Consider the following 20,991-nt stretch of genomic DNA (forward strand, 5'->3'; position numbering starts at 1 on the left):
ACATGTTTCGATCGACAACGCTGGCAGCGGGCGCATTCGCCGCGGCGCTTTTTCTGAGTTCACCGGCCGGTGCACAGGCCTTGTCGAAGGGCAGCGGCAACGCGCAAGTTGCCGATTCGGTCGTCGCGGTCGTCAACAGCGACGTGATCACGCAACGCGAACTCGTAGACCGCACGGGGCTCATCACGCGCCGCCTGCAACAGCAAAACGCGCCGCTGCCGCCCGCCGCGCAGTTGCAGCGCCAGGTCCTCGACCAGATGGTGCTCGAACGCATCCAGTTGCAAAAGGCGAAGGAAGACGGCATCGCCGTCGACGACGCCACCGTGAACCGCACGCTCGAGCGGCTCGCGCAGCAGAACCAGATGACGCTCGACGTCTACCGCGCGCGCATCGAGGCGCAAGGCGTGCCCTGGTCGACGTTCACCCGCGATGCGCGCACGGAACTCACGCTCTCGAAGCTGCGCGAGAAGGAAGTGGACAGCAAGATCACGGTGTCGGACGCGGAAGTCGCGAACTACATCGCGAGCCAGCGTGGGCCGAACGCCAAGCAGTCGAACGACCTGCATCTGCAGCACATCATGTTCAAGGTGCCCGCGAACGCATCGCCGGCCGATATCGCCGCGATCCAGGCGAAGGCCGAAGCCGTGCTCAAGCAAGCGCAGGGCAGCGAGGACTTCTCGAAGCTCGCCAAGCAGTACTCGCAGGACACCGATGCCGCGAAGGGCGGTGACCTTGGCTTTCGCACGCAAGGTTCGCTGCCTGCCGGAATCGTGACATCGGTGGCGACGCTGCGGCCGGGGCAGGTCGTGCCGCAACTGATTCGCACCGACGGCGGCTTCGAGATCATCAAGCTCGTCGAGCGCCGTACCGGCCAGGGCACCGCGGCCGATGCGCCAAAACTCGTGCAGACCCACGTGCGCCACATCCTGCTGCGCGTGTCGGACGGCATGTCGGAATCGGCGGCGCGGCAGAAGCTTCTCGACATCAAGCGCGACGTGCTCGGCGGCGGCGACTTCGCCAACTTCGCGCGGACGTATTCGCAGGACGGCTCGGCGTCGCAGGGCGGCGATCTCGGCTGGATCAGCCCGGGCGAGACGGTGCCCGAGTTCGAGCGCGCGATGAACAACCTGAAGGACGGCGACGTCAGCGACCCGGTGCGCAGCGAGTACGGCTATCACCTGATCCAGGTGCTCGGACGCCGCGAAGCCGAAGGCTCGGGCACGCAACAGCTCGACATCGCGCGTCAGGCGATCGGCCAGCGCAAGGCCGAGCAGGCATATTCCGACTGGCTGCGCGAACTGCGCGACACGGCGTACGTGCAATACAAGGGCATCGCCGCCCAGCAGGACCAGTAACATGCACGCCGCCTCCGACGCCCGGCCGCTCTCGATCGCGATCACCACCGGCGAGCCCGCCGGCGTCGGTCCCGAATTGACGGCAGCGGCGCTCGGTCAGGCGGCGGCGCGTTGGCCGTCGGCGCGCTTCACCGTGCTCGGCGACCGCACGCTATTGCAGGAACGCGCGGGTTCGGCGCCGGGCCTGTCGGGCGAGCAAGTCGAGATCGAGCATCACGCGCTGGCCGCGCCTTCGCAAGCGGGCAGGCTCGACGCGGCCAACGGGCGCTACGTGCTCGGCCTGCTCGACGCGGCGATCGATGGCGCGCTCGCCGGCCGGTTCGACGCCATCGTCACCGCGCCGCTGCAAAAGAGCACGATCAACGACGCCGGCGTTCCGTTCACCGGCCACACCGAATATCTCGCCGAGCGCACCAACACGCCGCGCGTCGTGATGATGCTGGCGGGCACCGGCGAGCGGCCGCTGCGCGTCGCGCTCGCGACGACGCATTTGCCGCTCAAGGACGTATCGGCGGCGCTGACGATCGACGGCATCGCCGACACGCTGCGCATCATCGATCACGATCTGCGTGCGCATTTCGGCTTGTCCGCGCCGCGCATCCTCGTGACCGGGCTCAATCCGCATGCGGGCGAGAACGGCTATCTGGGCCGCGAGGAAATCGACGTGATCGCGCCGGCGCTCGAACGCGCCCGCTCACTCGGCATCGACGCGCCGGGGCCTTTTCCCGCTGACACGCTCTTTCAGCCGCGCTATCTGAAAGACGCCGATTGCGTGCTCGCGATGTTCCACGACCAGGGCCTGCCGGTGCTGAAGTTCGCGACGTTCGGCGAAGGCATCAATGTCACGCTCGGCCTGCCGATCATCCGCACGTCGGTCGATCACGGCACCGCGCTCGATCTCGCGGGCACCGGCCGCGCCGACGCCGGCAGCATGATCGCGGCGATCGACACCGCCGTTTCGATGGCGCGCCATCGGCGCACGGGCTGATTCACTTCACTGAGTCATTTCACCCACGCAGTCTCAAAGCGGTTCTTTCGATGTCGACCAAGCACCAGGGCCATTTCGCGCGCAAGCGCTTCGGGCAAAACTTCCTCGTCGATCAGGGCGTGATCGATTCGATCGTCGATACGATCGCGCCCAGGCGCGGCGAACGCATGGTCGAGATCGGGCCGGGTCTCGCGGCGCTGACCGCGCCGCTGATCGAGCGGCTCGCGACGCCCGAATCGCCGCTGCATGCCGTCGAGCTCGACCGCGACCTGATCGCGCGGCTCGAAAAGCGCTTCGCCGGTCTGCTCGTGCTGCATTCGGGCGATGCGCTTGCCTTCGACTTCGGTTCGCTCGCGCTGGAAGGCGACAAGCCATCGCTGCGCATCGTCGGGAATTTGCCGTACAACATTTCCAGTCCGCTGCTGTTTCATCTGACGGCGTTCGCGTCCAGGGTCATCGACCAGCATTTCATGCTTCAGGACGAAGTCGTCGACCGGATGATCGCCGAGCCCGGCGGCAAGGACTTCGGGCGGCTCACCGTGATGCTTCAGTACCGCTATGTGATCGACAAGCTGATCGACGTGCCGCCCGAGTCGTTCCAGCCGCCGCCCAAGGTCAACTCCGCGATCGTGCGGATGATTCCGTTTGCGCCGCACGAACTGCCGGCCGTCGATGAGCGCGTGCTCGGCGAGGTCGTGCAGGCGGCGTTCTCGCAGCGGCGCAAGATGATGCGCAACACGCTTGCCGCTTATCGCGACACGGTCGATTTCGATGCGCTCGGGTTCGACCTTTCGCGGCGCGCCGAGGAAGTGTCCGTCGCCGAGTATGTGAAGCTGGCGCAGGTGGTCGCGCAGGGCTGAACTCCTACCGGCTGCGTGCCGGCTTGTTCACCAGCGCGATGCCCGTCAGGACCATCGCCGCCGCGATCATGAAGCGTAACGTGAAGTGGTCGCCGAGCAGCACCACGCCGAACGTCACGCCAAAGATCGGCGTCAGGAACGAAAACACCGAGAGACGCGACGCCATGTAGCGCGTCAGCAGCCAGAACCACGTCAGATAGCTGATGAAAGCGACCACAATCGCCTGATACGCGAGGCTCGCGAGCGCGAGCGGCGTCACCGATGCCACATCCACATGCGTCTGGCCGAGGCCGAGCGCGAGTGCCAGCAACAGCACCGCCGACACCGCCAACTGATAGAAGAGCGTCTTGCTCGCGCTCGCATGCGCGAGCGAACTCGCCCGCACGACGACCGTCGTCGCGGCCCAGAACAAGCCGCCGAGCACGGCGAGCGCATCGCCCGCGATGCCGCGCAAGGCCGGCGCTCCGTTCGTATCGGCGTGCAGGAGGCCATCGGCGAAGGCGAGCGCGATGCCGCAAAACGCCACGACGATGCCGAGCCACTGCACGCGGCGCATCTTCTCGCCCGCGACGAACCAGTGCAGCCCGAGCGCCGTGAAGCACGGCGCGGTATAGAGGAAGACGGCCATGCGCGAGGCTGTCGTCAGTGTCAGGCCGAAGAAGATGCAGACGAACTCGCCGCCGAACAGGATGCCGGCGAGGAGGCCGGCGCCGAGCGTGCTGTCGCGCTTGAACAGCGCGTCGCCGCGCGAGCGCGTCCAGAGCCAGACGAGCAGCGTCGCGATGGCCGAGCGCACGCCGGCTTGCAGCATCGGCGGGAACGACGCGTTCGCTTCCTTGATGGCGACCTGCTGGAAGCCCCACGCGGCGCATAACGCCACCATGACGATGACGGCGGTCGCGTCCGGCGCGCGACGCAGGGAAAGGGCAGGTGTGCTCATCGGCTTGGTTTTTGCGGTTCGAGCCTGCGAGCGTGTTCGAGAACGCCCCGGCGCATGCACTGTTTTGGAGCGTCGATTTTGCCACCGATCGGGGACTTGCGCGAAAGGCTGGGTCGCGCGTGGGGTCGTGCGCTGATGCGGCGCGAGACAGGTCGAGCGGCGGCTCCGATTGCACCACCGCCGCTCAGTTGCAACTCAAGAATGCTTTTCGATGAGCTCGATCTTGTAGCCGTCGGGGTCCTCGACGAATGCGATCACCGTCGTGCCGCCCTTCACCGGACCCGCCTCGCGCGTCACCTTGCCGCCCGCTTCGCGGATGCGGTCGCAGGCGCCGGCCGCGTTGTCGACTTCGAGCGCGATGTGGCCGTAAGCGGAGCCGAGATCGTATTTGTCGACGCCCCAGTTATAGGTGAGTTCGAGCACGCTGGCCTCGCTCTCGTCGCCATAGCCGACGAAGGCCAGCGTGTACTTGTATTCGGTGTTCTCGCTCTGGCGCAGCACTTTCATGCCGAGAATGCGCGTGTAGAAATCGATCGAGCGCTGCAAGTCGCCGACGCGCAGCATCGTGTGTAGAAGTCGCATGGTGGGGTTCCTGTTGTTGGATTCGGGGCAGGAGCGCACCGCGCTTTCGCACGCTGCGATTGCCGCAAAAATTGTACTGCTCGCTGCCCGTGCGTGCAGGGCGCGCTCAGAGCGCCGGCAACAGTTCCGGCGGATGGTGCTTCAGTGTGTGCCGCGCTTCGCGGAACTCGGGGAAGATCGATTCGACTGTTTCCCAGAAACGCGGGCTGTGGTTCATCTCGCGAAGATGCGCGAGTTCGTGCGCGACGACGTAATCGATGATCGAAACCGGGAAGTGAATCAGCCGCCAGTTGAGGCGAATCTTGCCGTCGCTGGAACAACTGCCCCAGCGCGTCGCCGCCGACGACAACGCATACGCGCGAAATTCGACACCGAGTTTTTGCGCATACACCACCAGCCGTTCGCCGAAAATCCGCCTGGCTTCGGTCTGCAGCCAGCTTTGCACGCGGTCCTTGATCTGCTGCGGATCGGCGAGCGCGGGCAGGGCGAGCGAGAGCACGCCGCTCGCGGGATCGAAATGCAGCGCGCTTCGCGTCGACCCGAGCGACACGCTGATCGTCTTGCCGAGATACGGAAACTGCGCGCCGTCTTTCCAGTCGATGCGTGGCAGCGCGCGCTGCTCGACGCGCGTCTGCCATTCGGCGAGCTTCTTGAAGATCCACTTTTGCTTGTCGACGATCGCGCTCTCGATGTCGGCGAGCGTGACCCAGCGCGGTGCGGTGATCGCGAGGCCGGTGCCATCGATCGTGAAGCCGATCGTGCGGCGCGACGAGCGCTTCAAACGGTAGTCGAGCGTTCGCGGGCCGAGGACGAGCCGGCGCAGGCGCGTGCCGTCGGGCGCATGAGGTGCAGGAGGCGGATGAGGCGCTTGGGGTGCACCCGGAGGCGGCGCAAGGTCGCCGCGCAGGGGAGCGGGTGTCTCGGGGACCAGCGACGCAGGTGCGGCGCTCGCAGGCGCGTCTGCGAACGGCAGATCGAGTTGCAGGTTGTCTAGCGCGACAGCGGGGCGCTGCCGCGATGGGGGCTTCTGCATCGGCTCAGCTTTGCGCTCGCGGCGCAGGAATGACGAGAAGAACGAAAAAGGCAATGCGCGGCTCGGCTTATGTGCAGTCGGTTCAGCGGCCCGCGGACGCATGTTGCGCCGGCGTCGACCCTGCATCCGTCGAACTGTAAGCGGCCGGATCGATACGACGCATTTCCGTTTCGATCCAGTCCTCCACACGCTGGTTGACTTCTTCCGGCGTGAGACCCGCCGTGTCGATCGGCTTGCCGATCGACACCGTGACTATACCCGCATATTTGAGAAAGGAATGACGCGGCCAGACGTGCCCGGCGTTATGCGCGATCGGCACGACCGGCGCGCCCGTCGCGACCGCGAAGCGCGCGCCGCCCGTCTTGTACTTGCCCTGGCTGCCGGTGCGCGTGCGCGTGCCTTCGGGGAACATGATGACCCACGCGCCTTCATCCATGCGAGCGCGGCCTTGCTGCGTCACGGAGACGAATGCGTCCTTGCCCTGCTTGCGGTCGATGTGAACCATCTTCAGCATGCCGAGCGCCCAGCCGAAGAACGGGACGAAGAGCAGTTCGCGCTTGAACACGTAGCACAGCGGACGCGGCATCAGCGCGGGAAACGCGAGCGTCTCCCACGCCGACTGATGCTTCGACAACAGCACGGCCGGACCATCGGGCAGGTTCTCGTAGCCTTCGATCGTGTAGCGGATGCCGTTCAGATAGCGCAGCACGACGATCGACGACTTGCACCAGCCGGCCGCCATCCAGTAGCGCTTGTCGGCGCGCAGGAACGGAAATGCAATGAAGCAGGCGATCGCGTACGGAACCGTGTACACGATGAAGTAGACCATCAACAGCAGCGAGCGGATGAAGCGCATTGGCGTGGATTCTTATAGTGCGCCGCTGAATGGGCGCCGAATGAAGTGACTCAGCGCGTCAGTCGTGTTCTTCGGCGAGGAAGTCGAGGACGAAGGTGCGCAGGTCCTTGTGCACCTTCGTGCCCGGCGGCAGGTTGCCCTCCGCCAGCGTTTTCTCGCCCTTGCCGGTCAGCACCAGATGCACCGGAAAGCCGAGCAGCGCGCCGGCTTCGAGATCGCGCAATGAATCGCCGACCACCGGCGTGTCTTCGGGGTCGATCTCGAAGCGGTCGATGATCTGCTGCAACATGCCCGGCTTCGGCTTCCTGCAGTCGCATTGATCCTCGGCCGTGTGCGGGCAGAAGAAGACCGCGTCGATTCGCCCGCCCACCGCCGCCGCCGCGCGATTCATCTTCTGGTGCATCGCGTTCAGCGCCGCCATGTCGAAGAGACCGCGCCCGATGCCCGACTGGTTCGACGCGATCGCGACGTGCCAGCCGGCCTGGTTCAATCGCGCGATGGCATCGAGGCTGCCCGGAATCGCGACCCACTCGTCGGGCGACTTGATGAAGGCGTCGGAATCGACGTTGATCACGCCGTCGCGATCGAGGATGACCAGCTTTCTGTTCGGATTCATGGGCGCTGGATGTTTGCGTTAGGCCGCGAGCTTGGAGATATCCGCGACGCAGTTCATCTGCTGATGCAGCGCGCCGAGCAGTGCCAGCCGGTTGCTTCGCAGCGCCGGGTCTTCCGCGTTCACCATCACGTCGTTGAAGAAGGTGTCGACGGCATCGCGCAACGCGGCGAGCGCGGACAGCGCTTCCGTGTAGTTGCGCTCGGCGAGCTGGGCCTGCACGCGCGGTGCGACTTGCTCGAGTTGCGCGTACAGCGCCTTCTCGGCGGTTTCGACGAGCAGTTCGGGATTCACGCTCGCCGGCACGTCCTCCGACGACTTCTTCAGGATGTTCGAGATGCGCTTGTTGGCCGCCGCGAGCGACGACGCTTCCGCCAGCGTCGCGAATTCGCGCACCGCTTCGAGGCGCGCGACGATGTCGTCGAGACGCGTCGGGTTCAGGCTCAGCACCGCGTCGATTTCGCTTGCGTTGAAGCCGCGTTCACGCAGCACGCCGCGCAGGCGGTCGATAAAGAACGCGTGAATCGCTTCCGTCGATTCGGCGACTTGCGGCATATCCGCAAATTGCTTTTGCGCGGCGCGCAGCAGGTCGAGCAGATCGATCGCGAGCCGCTTTTCAAGCAGGATGCGCAGCACGCCGAGCGCATGTCGACGCAGCGCGAACGGGTCTTTTTCGCCCGTCGGTTGCAGGCCGATGCCCCAGATGCCGACGATCGTCTCCAGCTTGTCGGCGAGCGCGACCGCGCAGCCGACGCCGGTCGACGGCGTTTCGTCGCCCGAGAAGCGCGGCTGGTAATGCTCCGAGCACGCGAGCGCGACTTCTTCCGGCTCGCCGTCGTGGCGCGCGTAGTAGGTGCCCATCGTGCCCTGCAGTTCGGGGAACTCGCCGACCATGTCGGTCAGCAAGTCGGCCTTCGCGAGCAACGCGGCGCGCTTCGTCAACGCGACGTCGACGCCGACCATCGGCGCGATCTCGCCCGCGAGCGCTTCGACGCGCTGCACGCGCTGCAACTGCGAGCCGAGCTTGTTGTGATAGACGACGTTCGCGAGCAACGGCACGCGATCGGCGAGGCGCTTCTTCTTGTCCTGCTCGAAGAAGAACTTCGCGTCGGCGAGACGCGGGCGCACGACCCGCTCGTTGCCTTCGACGATATCGGCGGGCGTCTTCGTGTCGATATTCGACACGATCAGGAAGCGCGAGCGCAGGCGGCCGTTCGCGTCGGTCAGTGCGAAATATTTCTGGTTGGTCTGCATCGTGAGGATCAGGCACTCCTGCGGCACCTGCAGGAATTCCTCGCCGAAGTGACACTGATACACAACCGGCCATTCGACGAGCGCATTCACTTCATCGAGCAGCGCTTCGGGCATCACCACGCGATCGTTGCCGGCGAACGCCTGCAATTGCGTGCGGATCGATTCCTTGCGGTCGTCGAAGCTCGCGACGACATGCGCTTTCGAGCGCAGCGTGTCGGCGTAGTCGTCGGCGTGGGCGATCTGCACGAAACCATGCGACATGAAGCGATGACCGATGGTCGTATCGCCGGAATCGATGCCGAGCGCCGTGGCGGGCACGACGTCGCGGCCGTGCAGGGCGACGAGGCGCTGCACCGGACGCACGAATTGCACGTTGGTGCCGTCGGGCCGCTGGTAGGTCATGACCTTCGGAATCGGCAGCTTGGCGAGCGTTTCATCGAGCGCCGACTGCAAACCGTCGGCGAGCGTCGCGCCCGGCGCCGCGTAGCGCAGGAAGAACGCTTCGGCCTTGCCGTCCTGGGCGCGTTCGAGGTCGCTCAAGGGAAAGTCGGGAAAGCCGAGCGCGGCGAGTTTCTTGGCGAGCGGCGCGGTGGGCTGGCCGTCCTTGTCGAGCGCGACCGAAACCGGCAGCACCTTCTCGCGCACCTGTCTTTCCGGCGCGACTTCGCGCACGTTCCTGACGAGCACGGCGAGGCGGCGCGGCGTCGCGAATTTTTCGAAGCTAGGCTCGCCGTCGATCAGATCGCGTGCGGCGAGACGTTGCACGATGCCTTCCGCAAACGCGGTCCCGAGGCGCGCGAGCGCTTTCGGCGGCAGTTCTTCGGTAAGCAGTTCGACGAGCAGGGAGGCTTGGTTGGATTGCGTCATTGTTGTTTCGTGTCTCGTCAAACCTGGTCGAGGTTGCGCTCGACCTTCAACGGCGGCGCCCAGGCGGGCATGGCGGCGTCGTGTTCATCGGTGGTGAGGCCGGCTGCGGGATGGACCGGATTGCCGAGCATCGGGAAGCCGAGCGCCTCGCGCGACTCGTAGTACGCCTGCGCAACCAGCCGCGACAGCGCGCGAATCCGGCCGATATACGCCGCGCGTTCCGTGACCGAGATCGCGCCGCGCGCGTCGAGCAGGTTGAACGTGTGGCCGGCCTTCAGCACGAGTTCATAGGCGGGCAGCGCGAGCTTCGCGTCGATCATCTTCTTCGCTTCAGCCTCGTAGCTGTTGAAGAACGTGAAGAGCAGGTCGACGTTGGCGTGTTCGAAGTTGTAGGTCGATTGCTCGACCTCGTTCTGGTGATACACGTCGCCATAGGTGAGGCGCCGCGTTTCCTTGCCGTTCGGGCCGTCTTCTTCCCATTCGGTCCAGACGAGGTCGTAGACGTTCTCGACCTTTTGCAGATACATCGCGAGCCGTTCCAGCCCGTAAGTGATCTCGCCGAGCACCGGCCTGCAATCGATCCCGCCGACTTGCTGGAAGTACGTGAACTGCGTCACTTCCATGCCGTTCAGCCACACTTCCCAGCCGAGTCCCCAGGCGCCGAGCGTCGGGTTTTCCCAGTCGTCCTCGACGAAGCGCACGTCGTTCTGCTTCAGGTCGAAGCCGAGCGCTTCGAGCGACCCGAGATACAGGTCGAGGATGTTTTCCGGCGCGGGCTTCAGCACGACCTGGTACTGGTAATAGTGCTGGAGACGATTCGGGTTGTCGCCGTAACGGCCATCCTTCGGGCGGCGCGACGGCTGCACATAGGCGGCTCGCCACGGTTCCGGGCCGATCGCGCGCAGGAACGTGTGAACGTGCGACGTGCCCGCGCCGACTTCCATGTCGATCGGCTGGAGAAGCGCGCAACCCTTGTTGTCCCAATAGGATTGCAGCGTCAGGATGATTTGCTGAAAAGTGAGCATGATTGCCTTTGAGGCGGACCGGCCGGGACACGCGTCGCAACGACGAGCGCCCGGGCCGGCCAAGTGCTAAAACGTTGAATTTTAGCGGGTATGAGGGTCTTGTGCGACTTTCCGAGCGTTTCGGCGATGGCGGGACAGCGCCGCCACGCGGGTCTCACTTCCTTCGCGAAGGCGCAAAGGCAAAGCCAAACGCGAGCAGCAGGAGGGAAACGGCGATCACGGTCAGATTCCCGCTCGTGACGTAGGGCGTGCTTCCAGACGTTCCTTGCACGGTGGCTTCGAGGCTGCCGGTGGTGTACTGCGGCAGCTTCGCGACGACGTCGCCGTTCGCCGCGATCACGGCGGTCATGCCGGTATTGGTCGCGCGCAGCATCGGCCGGCCGGTTTCGATCGAGCGCATCCGTGCGATCTGCAGATGCTGGTCGAGCGCGATGGTATTGCCGAACCAAGCGAGATTCGTCGAATTGACGAGAATGCCCGCCGGTGCTGGCTGCTCGCGAAGGGTTCTCGCGATCTCCTCGCCGAAAATGTCCTCGTAGCAGACATCGACGGCGACCGGCTGATTGCGCACGAAGAACGCCCTCTGCACCGACGGGCCGCGCGCGAGATCGCCGAGCGGAATGCCCATCAGGTTCACGAACCAGTGGAACCCGAGCGGCACGAATTCGCCAAACGGCACGAGATGATGCTTGTCGTAGCGATACACGTCGAAGGAGCCCGGCGTGATGCCGAACAGGCTATTCGTGAAATCGGTTGCGCGGCCTTCGGGTGTGATCGTCACGCCGATCGCGCCGAACAGGATCGACGACTTCGTCGTGTCGGCGAAATTGCGCAAGGCCAGCGCGAGGTCTTGCGGCACTTGAACCGCGAGCACTGGCAGCGCGGTTTCGGGCGTCACGATGAGATCGGCGGGCTTCTCGGTGATGAGCCGCCGATACAGCGCGAGCGACTCGTTCACGCCTTCCTGCTCGAACTTCATTTCCTGCTTCACGTTGCCTTGCAGGAGGCGCACGGAGAGCGGCGAATTGGCGGGCGTCGTCCAGTGGACGAGCGACAGCAGCATGCCGCCGACGATCAGCGCCACCGCGACCACCGCAGGCGCGAAGCTTCGCGCGTTGCGAGTGCTTCGGGCGTTGAAGATGGCCTGCACGACGAGCGCCGCCACGAGCGCAAGCACCCAGCCGACGCCATACACGCCCGCGATCGCGCCATATCCCGCGAGCGGCCCGTCGACTTGCGCATAACCGCTCGCGAGCCACGGAAAGCCGGTGAAGATGAGCCCGCGCAGCCATTCGCCGAGCGCCCAGGCGCTCGCGAAAGCGAACGCGCCGTGCCAGGTCGGAACGAAGCGCGGTTCGGCGGAGGCATCGGCGAGGGCAGTGCCGCTTTCGTCGTCGAAGCGCGCGCGGCCTGCCACCAGCGACCACACGACCGCCGCCGCCGCCGGATAAATCGCGAGATACAGCGAAAACAGCGCGACGGCCGCGGCCGCAAGCGGCGCGGCCATGCCGCCGTAGAAATGCATGCTGACGTAGAGCCACCAGACGCCCGTCACGAAATTACCGAAGCCGAACGCCCAGCCGGTCATCGCGGCGCTTTTCCAGCCGCTCGTGCGCGAAAGCCAGGCGAAGAACAGCGTGAAGACGACGAGTTCGACCCAGCCGCCGTGCGGCGTCGGTGCGAACGAGAGCGTGTTGAGCGCGCCGAGGACCGCGGCCGCGAGGTAATGCCAGAACGGGAGCGCGCTTGCGTCGCTGGATGCGGACGACTTGCTGCGCCGCCGGCGCAGAATGCGAAACGAAGAATCGGCCATTGATTACACGGTCGGGGTCGGCAGGAAGGGGAAGTGGCGCGAGGAAGCCCGCGCCGTTCGGACAGAAGTGGCCGCGCGGACCAGGACGCGATCAGCCGCGATCGTCTTCTTCCCCGTCGCGGGAAAGGTGGTCGAAGCGGTTCAGGCTCGGCGCACGCCGCACGAGCAGAACGTGGATCTGCCGCGCGTCGCCGCGCAGAATTTCGAACACGAAATCGTCGATGCGCACCTTCTCGCCGCGATGCGGCACGCGTCCGAAGCGGTGCGTGACGAGCCCGCCGATCGTGTCGACTTCCTCATCCGAATAATCGGTGCCGAATTCCTCGTTGAACTGCTCGATGGCGGTCAGCGCGCGCACGCGATACTTCCCGTCCGGCGACGAGATGATGTTGCCGGCTTCCTCGTCGAAGTCGTATTCGTCCTCGATGTCGCCGACGATCTGCTCCAGCACGTCCTCGATGGTGATCAGGCCCGCGACGCCGCCGTATTCGTCGACGACGATCGCAATGTGGTTCCGGTTCACGCGGAAATCGTGCAGCAGCACGTTCAGGCGCTTCGATTCCGGGATGAACACGGCGGGGCGCAGCATGCCGCGCACATCGAATTCATCTTCCGCGTAATAACGCAGCAGGTCCTTGGCGAGCAGCACGCCGATGATGTTGTCGCGGTTTCCCTCGTACACCGGATAGCGCGAGTGCGCCTTGTCGAGCACGTAGGGGATGAATTCGGCGGGGGTTTCGGCGATGTTGATCGCGTCCATCTGGGCACGCGGCACCATGATGTCGCGGGCGCAGAGGTCGGAGACCTGGAACACGCCTTCGATCATCGAAAGCGAATCGGCGTCGAGCAGGTTGCGTTCGTGGGCGTCCTGCAGCACTTCGAGCAGTTCGTCGCGCGACTCGGGCTCGTGCGAGATGAAATCGGTCAGACGCTCGAGCAGGGAGCGTTTTTCTTGCGGTTTGTCGGTGTGGCGTCGACTGGGATAGGCGTCGTTCATAGCGGGGCGCCCGAAAGCTTCGGGGCGCGAAATAGCGGAAAGTTAAGCATACACGAAGGGAAAAGCCCGGCCGGAAGGCGAGGCGCACGGATCGGATCTGCGACCATGCTAACTGATAAATATGCGAGAAGTATGTCGAGGAAAACACGTTGGCCGAACGGACAAGGCGGCCTTGCTCAGGTCATATCAATAGCGTCATTCCTGCGCCTTGCAGCGTGTCAAGAGCGCCTCGAGCGCGCGATCCGGCATGCCGCTTTCCCGCAACGCCTCGACGGTGCGGCTCACGTAGTCGAGCGTCGTGCCGTAGCGGCCGCTCGCGCAGCCGAGCACGGTGCGCACGACCGGATCGGCGAGCTTGCCGGTGTAGGACGCCGCTTCGCGCCGCATGACGAACGCGAGCGCCACGACCCGCCGGCCGTCGGCGAGCGTGCACGGCAGCCACGCGGGCCGGTAGGACGCCATCGCCATTTCGCGTCGCCAGAGCACTTCGAGGTGCTCCGGCGCACCGTCGGCGGCAAGGCGAAACGCAATGCCGGTGCACGAGCCGCCGCGATCGAGCGCGAGCACGAGGCCGGGCTGCTCGGGCGTGCCGCGATTCACGCGCGACCACAGGTAAAGTCCGCGATGATAGCCGTGCACCTTGCTGCGCACGGCTTCGACGGTCGGCAGGCCAGGATTCCAGATCAGCGATCCGTAGCCGAAGAGCCACAAGTCCGACTGGCGGTCCCAGTTCACGAGCGTTCGTTCACGCGATGCCGCGAGTTCCTCGTCGGTGAGAAGCGGCGATTCGACGAGTTTTGGCGGGTAATCCGGCGACACGGGCGCCGATAACGGCGCAAGCGGCTGAAATTCGGGCGTCTCGTCTTTCACGGCGGTTCAGGGAATCGGCACGTAGGGGTCGGAAAAACCGAGCGAGCGCAGGACTTCGGTCTCGATCGATTCCATTTCTTCGGCTTCGGTCTCGTCTGCGTGATCGTACCCCTGAGCATGCAGCGTGCCGTGGACGATCAGATGCGCATAGTGCGCGGGGAGCGGCTTGCCCTGCTCGGCGGCTTCCTTTTCGACGACGGGGCAGCAGAGAATCAGGTCGCCCGCCACCGGATCTTCCTCAGATTCCGCGTAGGCGAACGTCAGCACGTTCGTCGCGTAGTCCTTCTGGCGATACGTGCGGTTGAGCGCGCGACCTTCGTCCTCGTCGACGAAACGGATGGTCAGTTCCGCGTCCGCGAACAGCGCGGCCTTGATCCAGCGCACGACCGTCGCGCGCGGCAGGATCGCCTTGTGCGCCGGGAACGCCTTCGCGGCGGGGAACTGCATCGTCAGCGTGAGTTTGTGCGCGCGTGTCATCGTCGGAACGAGGCGCTCATTCCGGCCGTTGCGCGGCCTTCGCCGCTTCGGCGAGCGCCGCGTCCTTCTGCGACTGCGCGTCGTAAGCCTCGACGATCCGCGCCACCAGCGGATGCCGCACCACGTCGGCAGACGTGAAATGCGTGAGCGCGATGCCGCGCACTTCCGACAGCACGTGCTGCGCCTCGATCAGCCCGCTCTTGTGGCCGCGCGGCAGGTCGACCTGCGTCGTGTCGCCGGTGACGACCGCCTTCGAGCCGAAGCCGATCCGCGTGAGGAACATCTTCATCTGCTCGGGCGTCGTGTTCTGCGCTTCGTCGAGGATGATGAACGCGTGGTTCAGCGTGCGTCCGCGCATGTACGCGAGCGGCGCGATCTCGATCATCTGGCGCTCGAACATCTTCGCCGTCTTGTCGAAGCCGAGCAGGTCGTAGAGCGCGTCGTACAGCGGCCGAAGGTACGGATCGACCTTTTGCGCAAGATCGCCCGGCAGGAAGCCGAGCCGTTCGCCGGCTTCGACGGCTGGGCGCGTCAGCACGATCCGCTTCACCTGGTCGCGCTCCAGCGCATCGACCGCGCACGCCACCGCGAGATAGGTCTTGCCGGTGCCGGCCGGGCCGATGCCGAATGTCAGATCGTGCGCGATGATCTGGCGCAGATATTCCCGCTGCGCCGGCGTGCGGCCGCGCAGGTCGGCGCGTCGGGTGTAGAGCTTCGGGCCGTGGTCCTCGGCGTCGTCGAGGTCGATGGTCGCGCTCGGTTCGTCGAACGGATGGTCCGGATCGCCGCGAAAACGTGGATCGACCGGCGGTTCGCCGTGACCGTTGCCGTTCGACTCCCGGCTGCGGTGCGTCGCATGCCTCGCCTCGACGAGCGCAAGCTGGATGTCGTCGACGGAAATCGGGTCGCGCGCCCGGTTGTAGAAGTTTTCGAGCGCCGCGAGCGCCACCTTGGCGCCGCGTCCGCGAATCGTGATCTTGTGGCCGCGCCGCGAGAGCGTGACGTCCAGCGCTTGCTCGATCTGTCGCAGGTTCTCTTCGAGCGGGCCGCAGAGGTTGGCGAGCCGCGCGTTGTCGTCGCGCGGAGCGGTGAATTCCAGGTGCTGCTGATTGGCGGTCTTCAAGGCGAAAGTGTGTTCCCAGTCGAAGGGCTACTCAAATGAGCGGGCTCAATGTGTCGTGGCCGGCGTCAGGATCAGCGCGCCGCGCAATGAGTGCGGATAGGCGTGGTTGATCTCGACGTCGATCATCTGGCCGATCAGCCGCGCATGCGATTCGACCGGCGCCGGGAAATTCACCACGCGGTTGTTCTGCGTGCGGCCGGCGAGTTCGTTCGGGTCCTTGCGCGACAGGCCTTCCACAAGAATACGCTGCACCGAGCCGAGCATCGAGTTGCTGATTTTCGTGACGTTCGCCTCGATGGTCGCCTGCAAATGTTGCAGGCGCTTGAGCTTGACTTCGCGCGGCGTGTCGTCGTGCAGGTTGGCGGCGGGCGTGCCGGGGCGCGGGCTGTAGATGAACGAGAAGCTCGTGTCGTAGCTCATTTCGTCGATGAGCTTCATCATCTTCGCAAAATCTTCCTCGGTTTCGCCCGGAAAGCCGACGATCATGTCCGTCGATAGCGACAAATCAGGGCGAATCGCGCGCAGCTTGCGGATTACCGACTTGTATTCGAGTACGGTGTAGCCGCGCTTCATCGCCATCAGGATGCGGTCGGAGCCGTGTTGCACCGGCAGATGCAAATGGGAGACGAGCTTCGGCACTTTCGCGTAGGTGTCGATCAGGCGCTGCGTGAATTCCTTCGGATGCGACGTCGTGTAGCGAATCCGCTCGATGCCCGGCACCTCGGCGACGTATTCGATCAGCGTCGCGAAATCCGCGATTTCGGGCGAACCGAGGGTGAGCGGCCCGCGATACGCGTTTACGTTCTGGCCGAGCAGCGTCACTTCGCGCACGCCCTGGTCGGCGAGACCGGCGATTTCGGTCAGCACGTCGTCGAGCGGGCGCGACACTTCCTCGCCGCGCGTGTACGGCACGACGCAATAGCTGCAGTACTTGCTGCAGCCTTCCATGATCGAGACGAACGCGCTCGGGCCTTCGACGCGCGCGGGCGGCAGATGGTCGAACTTCTCGATTTCGGGGAACGAGATGTCGACCTGCGCGCGGCCGCTCGAACGACGCTTGTCGATCATGTCGGGTAGGCGGTGCAAGGTCTGCGGGCCAAACACCAGATCGACATACGGCGCACGCGAAATGATCGACGCGCCTTCCTGGCTCGCGACGCACCCGCCAACGCCGATGATCAGGTTCGGGTTCGCTTCCTTCAGTTCGCGCACGCGGCCGAGGTCGGAGAAGACCTTTTCCTGGGCTTTTTCGCGCACCGAACAGGTATTGAAGAGAATGACGTCCGCGTCTTCCGGCGTGTCCGTCTTGACGAGGCCTTCCGCTGCACCGAGGACGTCGACCATCTTGTCGGAGTCGTACTCGTTCATCTGGCAGCCAAAGGTCTTTACATAAACTTTCTTGGTCATGAATTTCGCCGGTCGCAGTGGTTAACCTGGGGGCGCGGTATTTGAGGTTGAAGGAGACGCTTTATTGCGTTCTTGTTGATGTAATTCAGCCCAATATTATAGCGCCCGTCCCCGTTCCTTACGTTTTGGCCGGGCGCCGGCGGCCGGCGACGGGCGGGTACGCGAGGTCGCCGAGCAGTTCGTCGGTTGCCGATGCGAACCGCTCGACCAGGAAATCGAGCAGCGCACGCACGCGCGGCGCCATGTAGCGGTTCGCGTGAAACAGCGCATGAACCGCCGCCTCGTGCGTGCACCAGTCCGGCAACAGCATTTTGAGCGTGCCGGCGCGGACGTCGGCGGCGATGTCCCAGATCGATTTGTGCGCGATGCCGTGGCCCGCCAGCGCCCACGCGCGGGTCAGCGCGCCGTCGTTCGATTCCCACGACTGCTCGACCGGCATCGTGAAGGTCGCGCGCTCGTCGCCGCGCACGAAGTCCAGTTCGCTCAAGGGACCGGCAGACGTCACGAGCACGACGAAATCGTGGCCGTCGAGATCGGCGGGAGTCGCCGGCGTGCCTTTGCGCGCCAGATAGTCCGGCGAGGCGCACAGCACGCGCCGGTTCGGCGCGAGTTGCCGCGCGGCGAGCCCGCTGTCGGGCGGCGCGCCGAAGCGGATCGCAAGATCGATTTCCTCCAGCAACAGATTCGACACCGAATCCGACAGCGTCAGCGCGAAGCTCACGTCGGGATAGCGCTCGTGGAATTCGTCGAGCCAGCCGCGCAGCAGATAGCGGCCGAAATCCGATGTCGCGGAAATGCGCACCTTGCCGCGCACGAGGTTCTGGCCGGCTTGCAGCGCGGCTTCCGCGTCGTCAATGGCCTGCAGCGCGATCCGGCAATGCTGCAGGTAGAGACGGCCTTCGTCGGTGACGCGCAACTGGCGCGTCGTGCGCTCGAACAGCCGCGCGTGCAGCGATTTCTCCAGCTTCAAGAGCCGCGCGCTCGCCGCCGCCGGCGAAAGCCCGAGCTTGCGCCCGGCCGCCGACAGGCTACCCGCCGCCGCCGCTTCCACGAACAGTCGCATGTCGCCGAGACGATCCATCGCGATTCTCAATTTCGATTTGACAATGATTCAAATGCTACGCCAATTATCAAAACGGGGTAAGCCGCGCAGAATGCGGACTCAGGGTTTCACCTTACGGCTCCATTCGCCACTTTCATCGGGGAATCTTCATGCCCATTCCACTGCTCGCGCTGGCGATCAGCGCTTTCGCCATCGGCACGACCGAATTCGTGATCATGGGCCTGCTGCCCAACGTCGCTCGCGATCTCGCGGTGTCGATTCCGTCCGCGGGGCTGCTCGTGACCGGCTACGCGCTCGGCGTTGCCGTCGGTGCACCGCTGCTCGCCGTGCTGACGAGCAAAATGCCGCGCAAGCTCGCGCTGCAAATGCTGATGGCCGTGTTCATCGTCGGCAATGTGCTGTGTGCCGTCGCGCCGAACTACGGCTTGCTGATGTTCGCGCGGGTCGTGACGTCGTTCGCGCACGGCTCGTTCTTCGGCATCGGCGCGGTGGTCGCGGCGTCGCTCGTGCCGGCCGAGAAGCGTGCAAGCGCGATCGCGCTGATGTTCACCGGGCTCACGCTCGCCAACGTGCTCGGCGTGCCGTTCGGCACGTTCATCGGCCAGGAATTCGGCTGGCGCGCGACGTTCTGGATTGTCGCGGTGCTTGGCGTGTTGTCGGCGCTCGGCGTGACCGCGCTCGTCCCGAACCGGCACGACGCCGGCCCGAGCAACCTCGGGCGCGAAGTGCGCGTGCTCAAAGAGCCGCAAGTCTGGCTCGCGCTCGCAATGACGGTGCTCGGGTTCGGCGGCGTGTTCGTCGTGTTCACCTATATCGCGCCGATCCTGGAGCAGGTTGGCGGTTTCTCGCCGCACGGCGTGACACTCGTGCTCGTGCTGTTCGGCGTCGGCCTGACGATCGGCAACACGATTGGCGGCAAGCTCGCGGACCGCGCGCTGATGCCGTCGCTGATGGGCATCCTGATCGCGCTCGCCATCGTGATGGCCGTCTTCGCGACCACGAGCCACAGCCAGACCGGCACCATCGTCACGATCTTCGTCTGGGGCATCGCCGCTTTCGCGACCGTGCCGCCGCTGCAAACGCGTGTCGTCGAGAAGGCGAAGCACGCGCCGAATCTTGCCTCGACGCTCAATATCGGCGCGTTCAACGTCGGCAATGCGGGCGGCGCGTGGCTCGGCGGCGTGGTGCTGACACACGGCTACGCGCTCGACTCGCTGCCGTGGGTGGCGGCTGCAGTGGCGATCCTGGCGTTCGCGGTAACGTGGTACGCGAGCCGCCTCGACGCCCGGCCGACGGTCACCAGCGCGAAGCCCGCCGACGCATGAAGACAGGCGCCGGGCGACCGGCGTTTCGTATGAAGACGGATTAACGAACGCTTATCATGTTGGCTCACCGTAATCCGAGCCATCATGATCGACCATCTCATCTGCGACTGCGACGGTGTGCTCGTCGACAGTGAAATCATCGCCGATCGCGTCCTGCTGGAAACGCTGACGGAAACGTTCCCAGGGATCGATTTCAAGCCGGTCGTGAAGACGGCGTTCGGCCAGCAGACCTCGCGCTTCCTGTCGAACCTTGAAACCAAGTTCGGGATTTCGCTGCCCGCGGGCTTTGTCGATACGGTCGAGGTGCGCGTCGGCGAGGCACTGGCGAGGTCGGTCGGCCCGATCACGGGTGTGCGCTGCGCATTGCAGCGCGTGCGACTGCCGGTTGCGGTGGTATCGAATAGCAGGATGGAGCGCGTGCGCTCGTCGGTGCGGCGCGCCGGACTCGACCCGATTTTCGGCGAGCGCGTGTTCAGCGCCGAGCAGGTCGTGCGGCCGAAGCCGTATCCCGATGTCTACCTCTTTGCCGCGCAAACGCTCGGCGTGGCGCCCGAGCGGTGTCTCGTGGTCGAGGACAGCGTCGCCGGACTGACGGCGGCGCGCGCCGCCGGCATGATGACGATCGCGTTCGTCGGCGCGAGCCATATTCCGGCGGGTTACGCGCAGGTACTCCGCGAGCACGGCATCACGCGCATCATCGATTCGATGGACGATCTGCCCGCGCTCGTCGAGGCGGGCATCCGGGGTGAGTTCGGCGACGTGCGGTTTTAGGATCTCAGGCCGCTTCTTCCACCATTTCCCGCGCCGCCGCCAACGCCGCGCGGAATTCCGCCAACTCGGCGATCGTCAGCATCGGCAGGCCGTGTTGCTTCGCGAAACGCTCGACGTCCGCGCCGCGCGTCATCGTGCCGTCCGCGTTCATCAGTTCGCATAGCACGCCGGCCGGTTTCAACCCCGCGAGAATCGTCAGGTCGACGGTGCCTTCCGTGTGTCCGCGACGCGCGAGCACGCCGCCCGGCATCGCCCGCAACGGGAACACATGGCCGGGACGCACGATGTCCGCCGGCTTCGCGCCGTCGGCGATCGCGGCGCGGATCGTTGTTACGCGATCGGCCGCCGAGACGCCCGTCGTCACGCCGTCGCGCGCTTCGATCGATACCGTGAACGCCGTGCCGTAGCGGCTGCCGTTGGCGGCGGCCATCGGCGGCAGTTCCAGCGCGCGCACTTTTTCATCAGGCAGGCACAGGCACACGATGCCGCTGCATTCGCGGATCAGGAGCGCCATGGTCGCGTCGGTGAGTTTTTCGGCGGAAACGATCAGGTCGGCTTCGTTCTCGCGATCGTCGTCGTCCTGCAGCACGACGGCGCGGCCTTCGCGCAGCGCCTGGAGCGCAGCGGCGATGCGCGGTGGAACCTCGACGGAATCGAGCTGGGAAAGATCGGCGAACGCATCGTCGGCGATGACCGAAGGTGCCGGAAATGACAAGTTTTGAAGAGATACGGACATGTGAAACGCTCTCGCTAAGGAATGGGCGAAAAACGT

20 protein-coding genes are annotated in these 20,991 nt (G+C 65.2%); 5 read left to right on the top strand and 15 right to left on the bottom strand.

The window, feature by feature from the left end:
• Positions 1 to 2: 2 nt before the first annotated feature.
• From AWB68_RS22965 to rsmA, 3 genes are read left to right on the top strand one after another with little or no spacing between them, the layout of a single operon-like run.
• A complete protein-coding gene (locus AWB68_RS22965) occupies positions 3 to 1,355 on the top strand; it encodes a peptidylprolyl isomerase (protein WP_087646672.1) in 1,353 nt (450 codons plus the stop codon).
• Position 1,356: 1 nt separating this feature from the next.
• Positions 1,357 to 2,343, top strand: coding sequence for a 4-hydroxythreonine-4-phosphate dehydrogenase PdxA (pdxA, locus tag AWB68_RS22970; protein WP_087646646.1), 987 nt, complete (start codon positions 1,357 to 1,359; stop codon positions 2,341 to 2,343).
• Positions 2,344 to 2,393: 50 nt separating this feature from the next.
• A complete protein-coding gene (gene rsmA, locus AWB68_RS22975; protein WP_087646647.1) occupies positions 2,394 to 3,203 on the top strand; it encodes a 16S rRNA (adenine(1518)-N(6)/adenine(1519)-N(6))-dimethyltransferase RsmA in 810 nt (269 codons plus the stop codon).
• Between the two features lie 4 nt (positions 3,204 to 3,207).
• On the opposite strand, the gene AWB68_RS22980 is transcribed toward rsmA, so the two are convergent.
• The 14 genes from AWB68_RS22980 to AWB68_RS23045 all read right to left on the bottom strand — a co-directional run bounded on the left by AWB68_RS22980 (position 3,208) and on the right by AWB68_RS23045 (position 18,141).
• Entirely contained in the window at positions 3,208 to 4,143 is a 936-nt protein-coding gene (locus tag AWB68_RS22980) for a DMT family transporter (protein ID WP_087646648.1), read from the bottom strand.
• Positions 4,144 to 4,338: 195 nt separating this feature from the next.
• Positions 4,339 to 4,725, bottom strand: a complete 387-nt coding sequence (gene gloA / locus AWB68_RS22985) for a lactoylglutathione lyase (RefSeq protein ID WP_125483007.1) — start codon at positions 4,723 to 4,725, stop codon at positions 4,339 to 4,341.
• Positions 4,726 to 4,831: 106 nt separating this feature from the next.
• On the bottom strand, positions 4,832 to 5,758 hold the full coding sequence (locus AWB68_RS22990; protein ID WP_087646673.1) for a M48 family metallopeptidase: 927 nt from the start codon (positions 5,756 to 5,758) through the stop codon (positions 4,832 to 4,834).
• 82 nt (positions 5,759 to 5,840) lie between these two features.
• Complete coding sequence (locus AWB68_RS22995; protein WP_087646650.1) at positions 5,841 to 6,614, bottom strand: lysophospholipid acyltransferase family protein; 774 nt, start codon at positions 6,612 to 6,614, stop codon at positions 5,841 to 5,843.
• Between the two features lie 58 nt (positions 6,615 to 6,672).
• The gene (gmhB, locus tag AWB68_RS23000) at positions 6,673 to 7,230 is read right to left on the bottom strand and encodes a D-glycero-beta-D-manno-heptose 1,7-bisphosphate 7-phosphatase (RefSeq protein ID WP_087646651.1); all 558 of its coding nucleotides are present in this window, start codon (positions 7,228 to 7,230) and stop codon (positions 6,673 to 6,675) included.
• An 18-nt stretch (positions 7,231 to 7,248) separates the two neighbouring features.
• Positions 7,249 to 9,348, bottom strand: a complete 2,100-nt coding sequence (gene glyS, locus AWB68_RS23005) for a glycine--tRNA ligase subunit beta (protein WP_087646652.1) — start codon at positions 9,346 to 9,348, stop codon at positions 7,249 to 7,251.
• A 17-nt stretch (positions 9,349 to 9,365) separates the two neighbouring features.
• On the bottom strand, positions 9,366 to 10,373 hold the full coding sequence (glyQ, locus tag AWB68_RS23010) for a glycine--tRNA ligase subunit alpha (RefSeq protein WP_087646653.1): 1,008 nt from the start codon (positions 10,371 to 10,373) through the stop codon (positions 9,366 to 9,368).
• Positions 10,374 to 10,527: 154 nt separating this feature from the next.
• Entirely contained in the window at positions 10,528 to 12,186 is a 1,659-nt protein-coding gene (lnt, locus tag AWB68_RS23015; RefSeq protein WP_087646654.1) for an apolipoprotein N-acyltransferase, read from the bottom strand.
• Positions 12,187 to 12,277: 91 nt separating this feature from the next.
• Positions 12,278 to 13,183 (bottom strand): CorC family transporter, encoded by a 906-nt coding sequence (locus AWB68_RS23020; protein WP_087646655.1) that lies wholly within the window; start codon positions 13,181 to 13,183, stop codon positions 12,278 to 12,280.
• Positions 13,184 to 13,378: 195 nt separating this feature from the next.
• Positions 13,379 to 14,053 carry a gamma-glutamylcyclotransferase gene (locus AWB68_RS23025; RefSeq protein ID WP_087646656.1) on the bottom strand — a complete coding sequence of 225 codons (675 nt, stop codon included), beginning with the start codon at positions 14,051 to 14,053 and terminating at the stop codon, positions 13,379 to 13,381.
• Positions 14,054 to 14,059: 6 nt separating this feature from the next.
• Positions 14,060 to 14,530: an rRNA maturation RNase YbeY gene (gene ybeY / locus AWB68_RS23030; protein WP_087646657.1), complete on the bottom strand. Its 471-nt coding sequence runs from the start codon at positions 14,528 to 14,530 to the stop codon at positions 14,060 to 14,062.
• A gap of 16 nt (positions 14,531 to 14,546) precedes the next feature.
• Positions 14,547 to 15,653, bottom strand: a complete 1,107-nt coding sequence (locus tag AWB68_RS23035) for a PhoH family protein (protein ID WP_087646658.1) — start codon at positions 15,651 to 15,653, stop codon at positions 14,547 to 14,549.
• Positions 15,654 to 15,698: 45 nt separating this feature from the next.
• Positions 15,699 to 17,060 (bottom strand): tRNA (N6-isopentenyl adenosine(37)-C2)-methylthiotransferase MiaB, encoded by a 1,362-nt coding sequence (gene miaB, locus AWB68_RS23040; protein ID WP_087646659.1) that lies wholly within the window; start codon positions 17,058 to 17,060, stop codon positions 15,699 to 15,701.
• A 118-nt stretch (positions 17,061 to 17,178) separates the two neighbouring features.
• Complete coding sequence (locus AWB68_RS23045) at positions 17,179 to 18,141, bottom strand: LysR family transcriptional regulator (protein ID WP_087646660.1); 963 nt, start codon at positions 18,139 to 18,141, stop codon at positions 17,179 to 17,181.
• A gap of 131 nt (positions 18,142 to 18,272) precedes the next feature.
• Between AWB68_RS23045 and AWB68_RS23050 the strand changes: the two genes are divergently transcribed.
• Both AWB68_RS23050 and AWB68_RS23055 read left to right on the top strand, forming a co-directional pair.
• Positions 18,273 to 19,448 carry an MFS transporter gene (locus tag AWB68_RS23050; protein ID WP_087646661.1) on the top strand — a complete coding sequence of 392 codons (1,176 nt, stop codon included), beginning with the start codon at positions 18,273 to 18,275 and terminating at the stop codon, positions 19,446 to 19,448.
• Between the two features lie 84 nt (positions 19,449 to 19,532).
• Positions 19,533 to 20,219, top strand: a complete 687-nt coding sequence (locus AWB68_RS23055; protein ID WP_087646662.1) for an HAD family hydrolase — start codon at positions 19,533 to 19,535, stop codon at positions 20,217 to 20,219.
• Between the two features lie 4 nt (positions 20,220 to 20,223).
• Here AWB68_RS23055 and ribB read toward each other — a convergent pair whose 3' ends face one another.
• Complete coding sequence (gene ribB / locus AWB68_RS23060) at positions 20,224 to 20,955, bottom strand: 3,4-dihydroxy-2-butanone-4-phosphate synthase (RefSeq protein WP_087646674.1); 732 nt, start codon at positions 20,953 to 20,955, stop codon at positions 20,224 to 20,226.
• Positions 20,956 to 20,991 lie beyond the last annotated feature (36 nt).

Source organism: Caballeronia choica, from assembly GCF_001544535.1.
Taxonomy (GTDB): domain Bacteria; phylum Pseudomonadota; class Gammaproteobacteria; order Burkholderiales; family Burkholderiaceae; genus Caballeronia; species Caballeronia choica.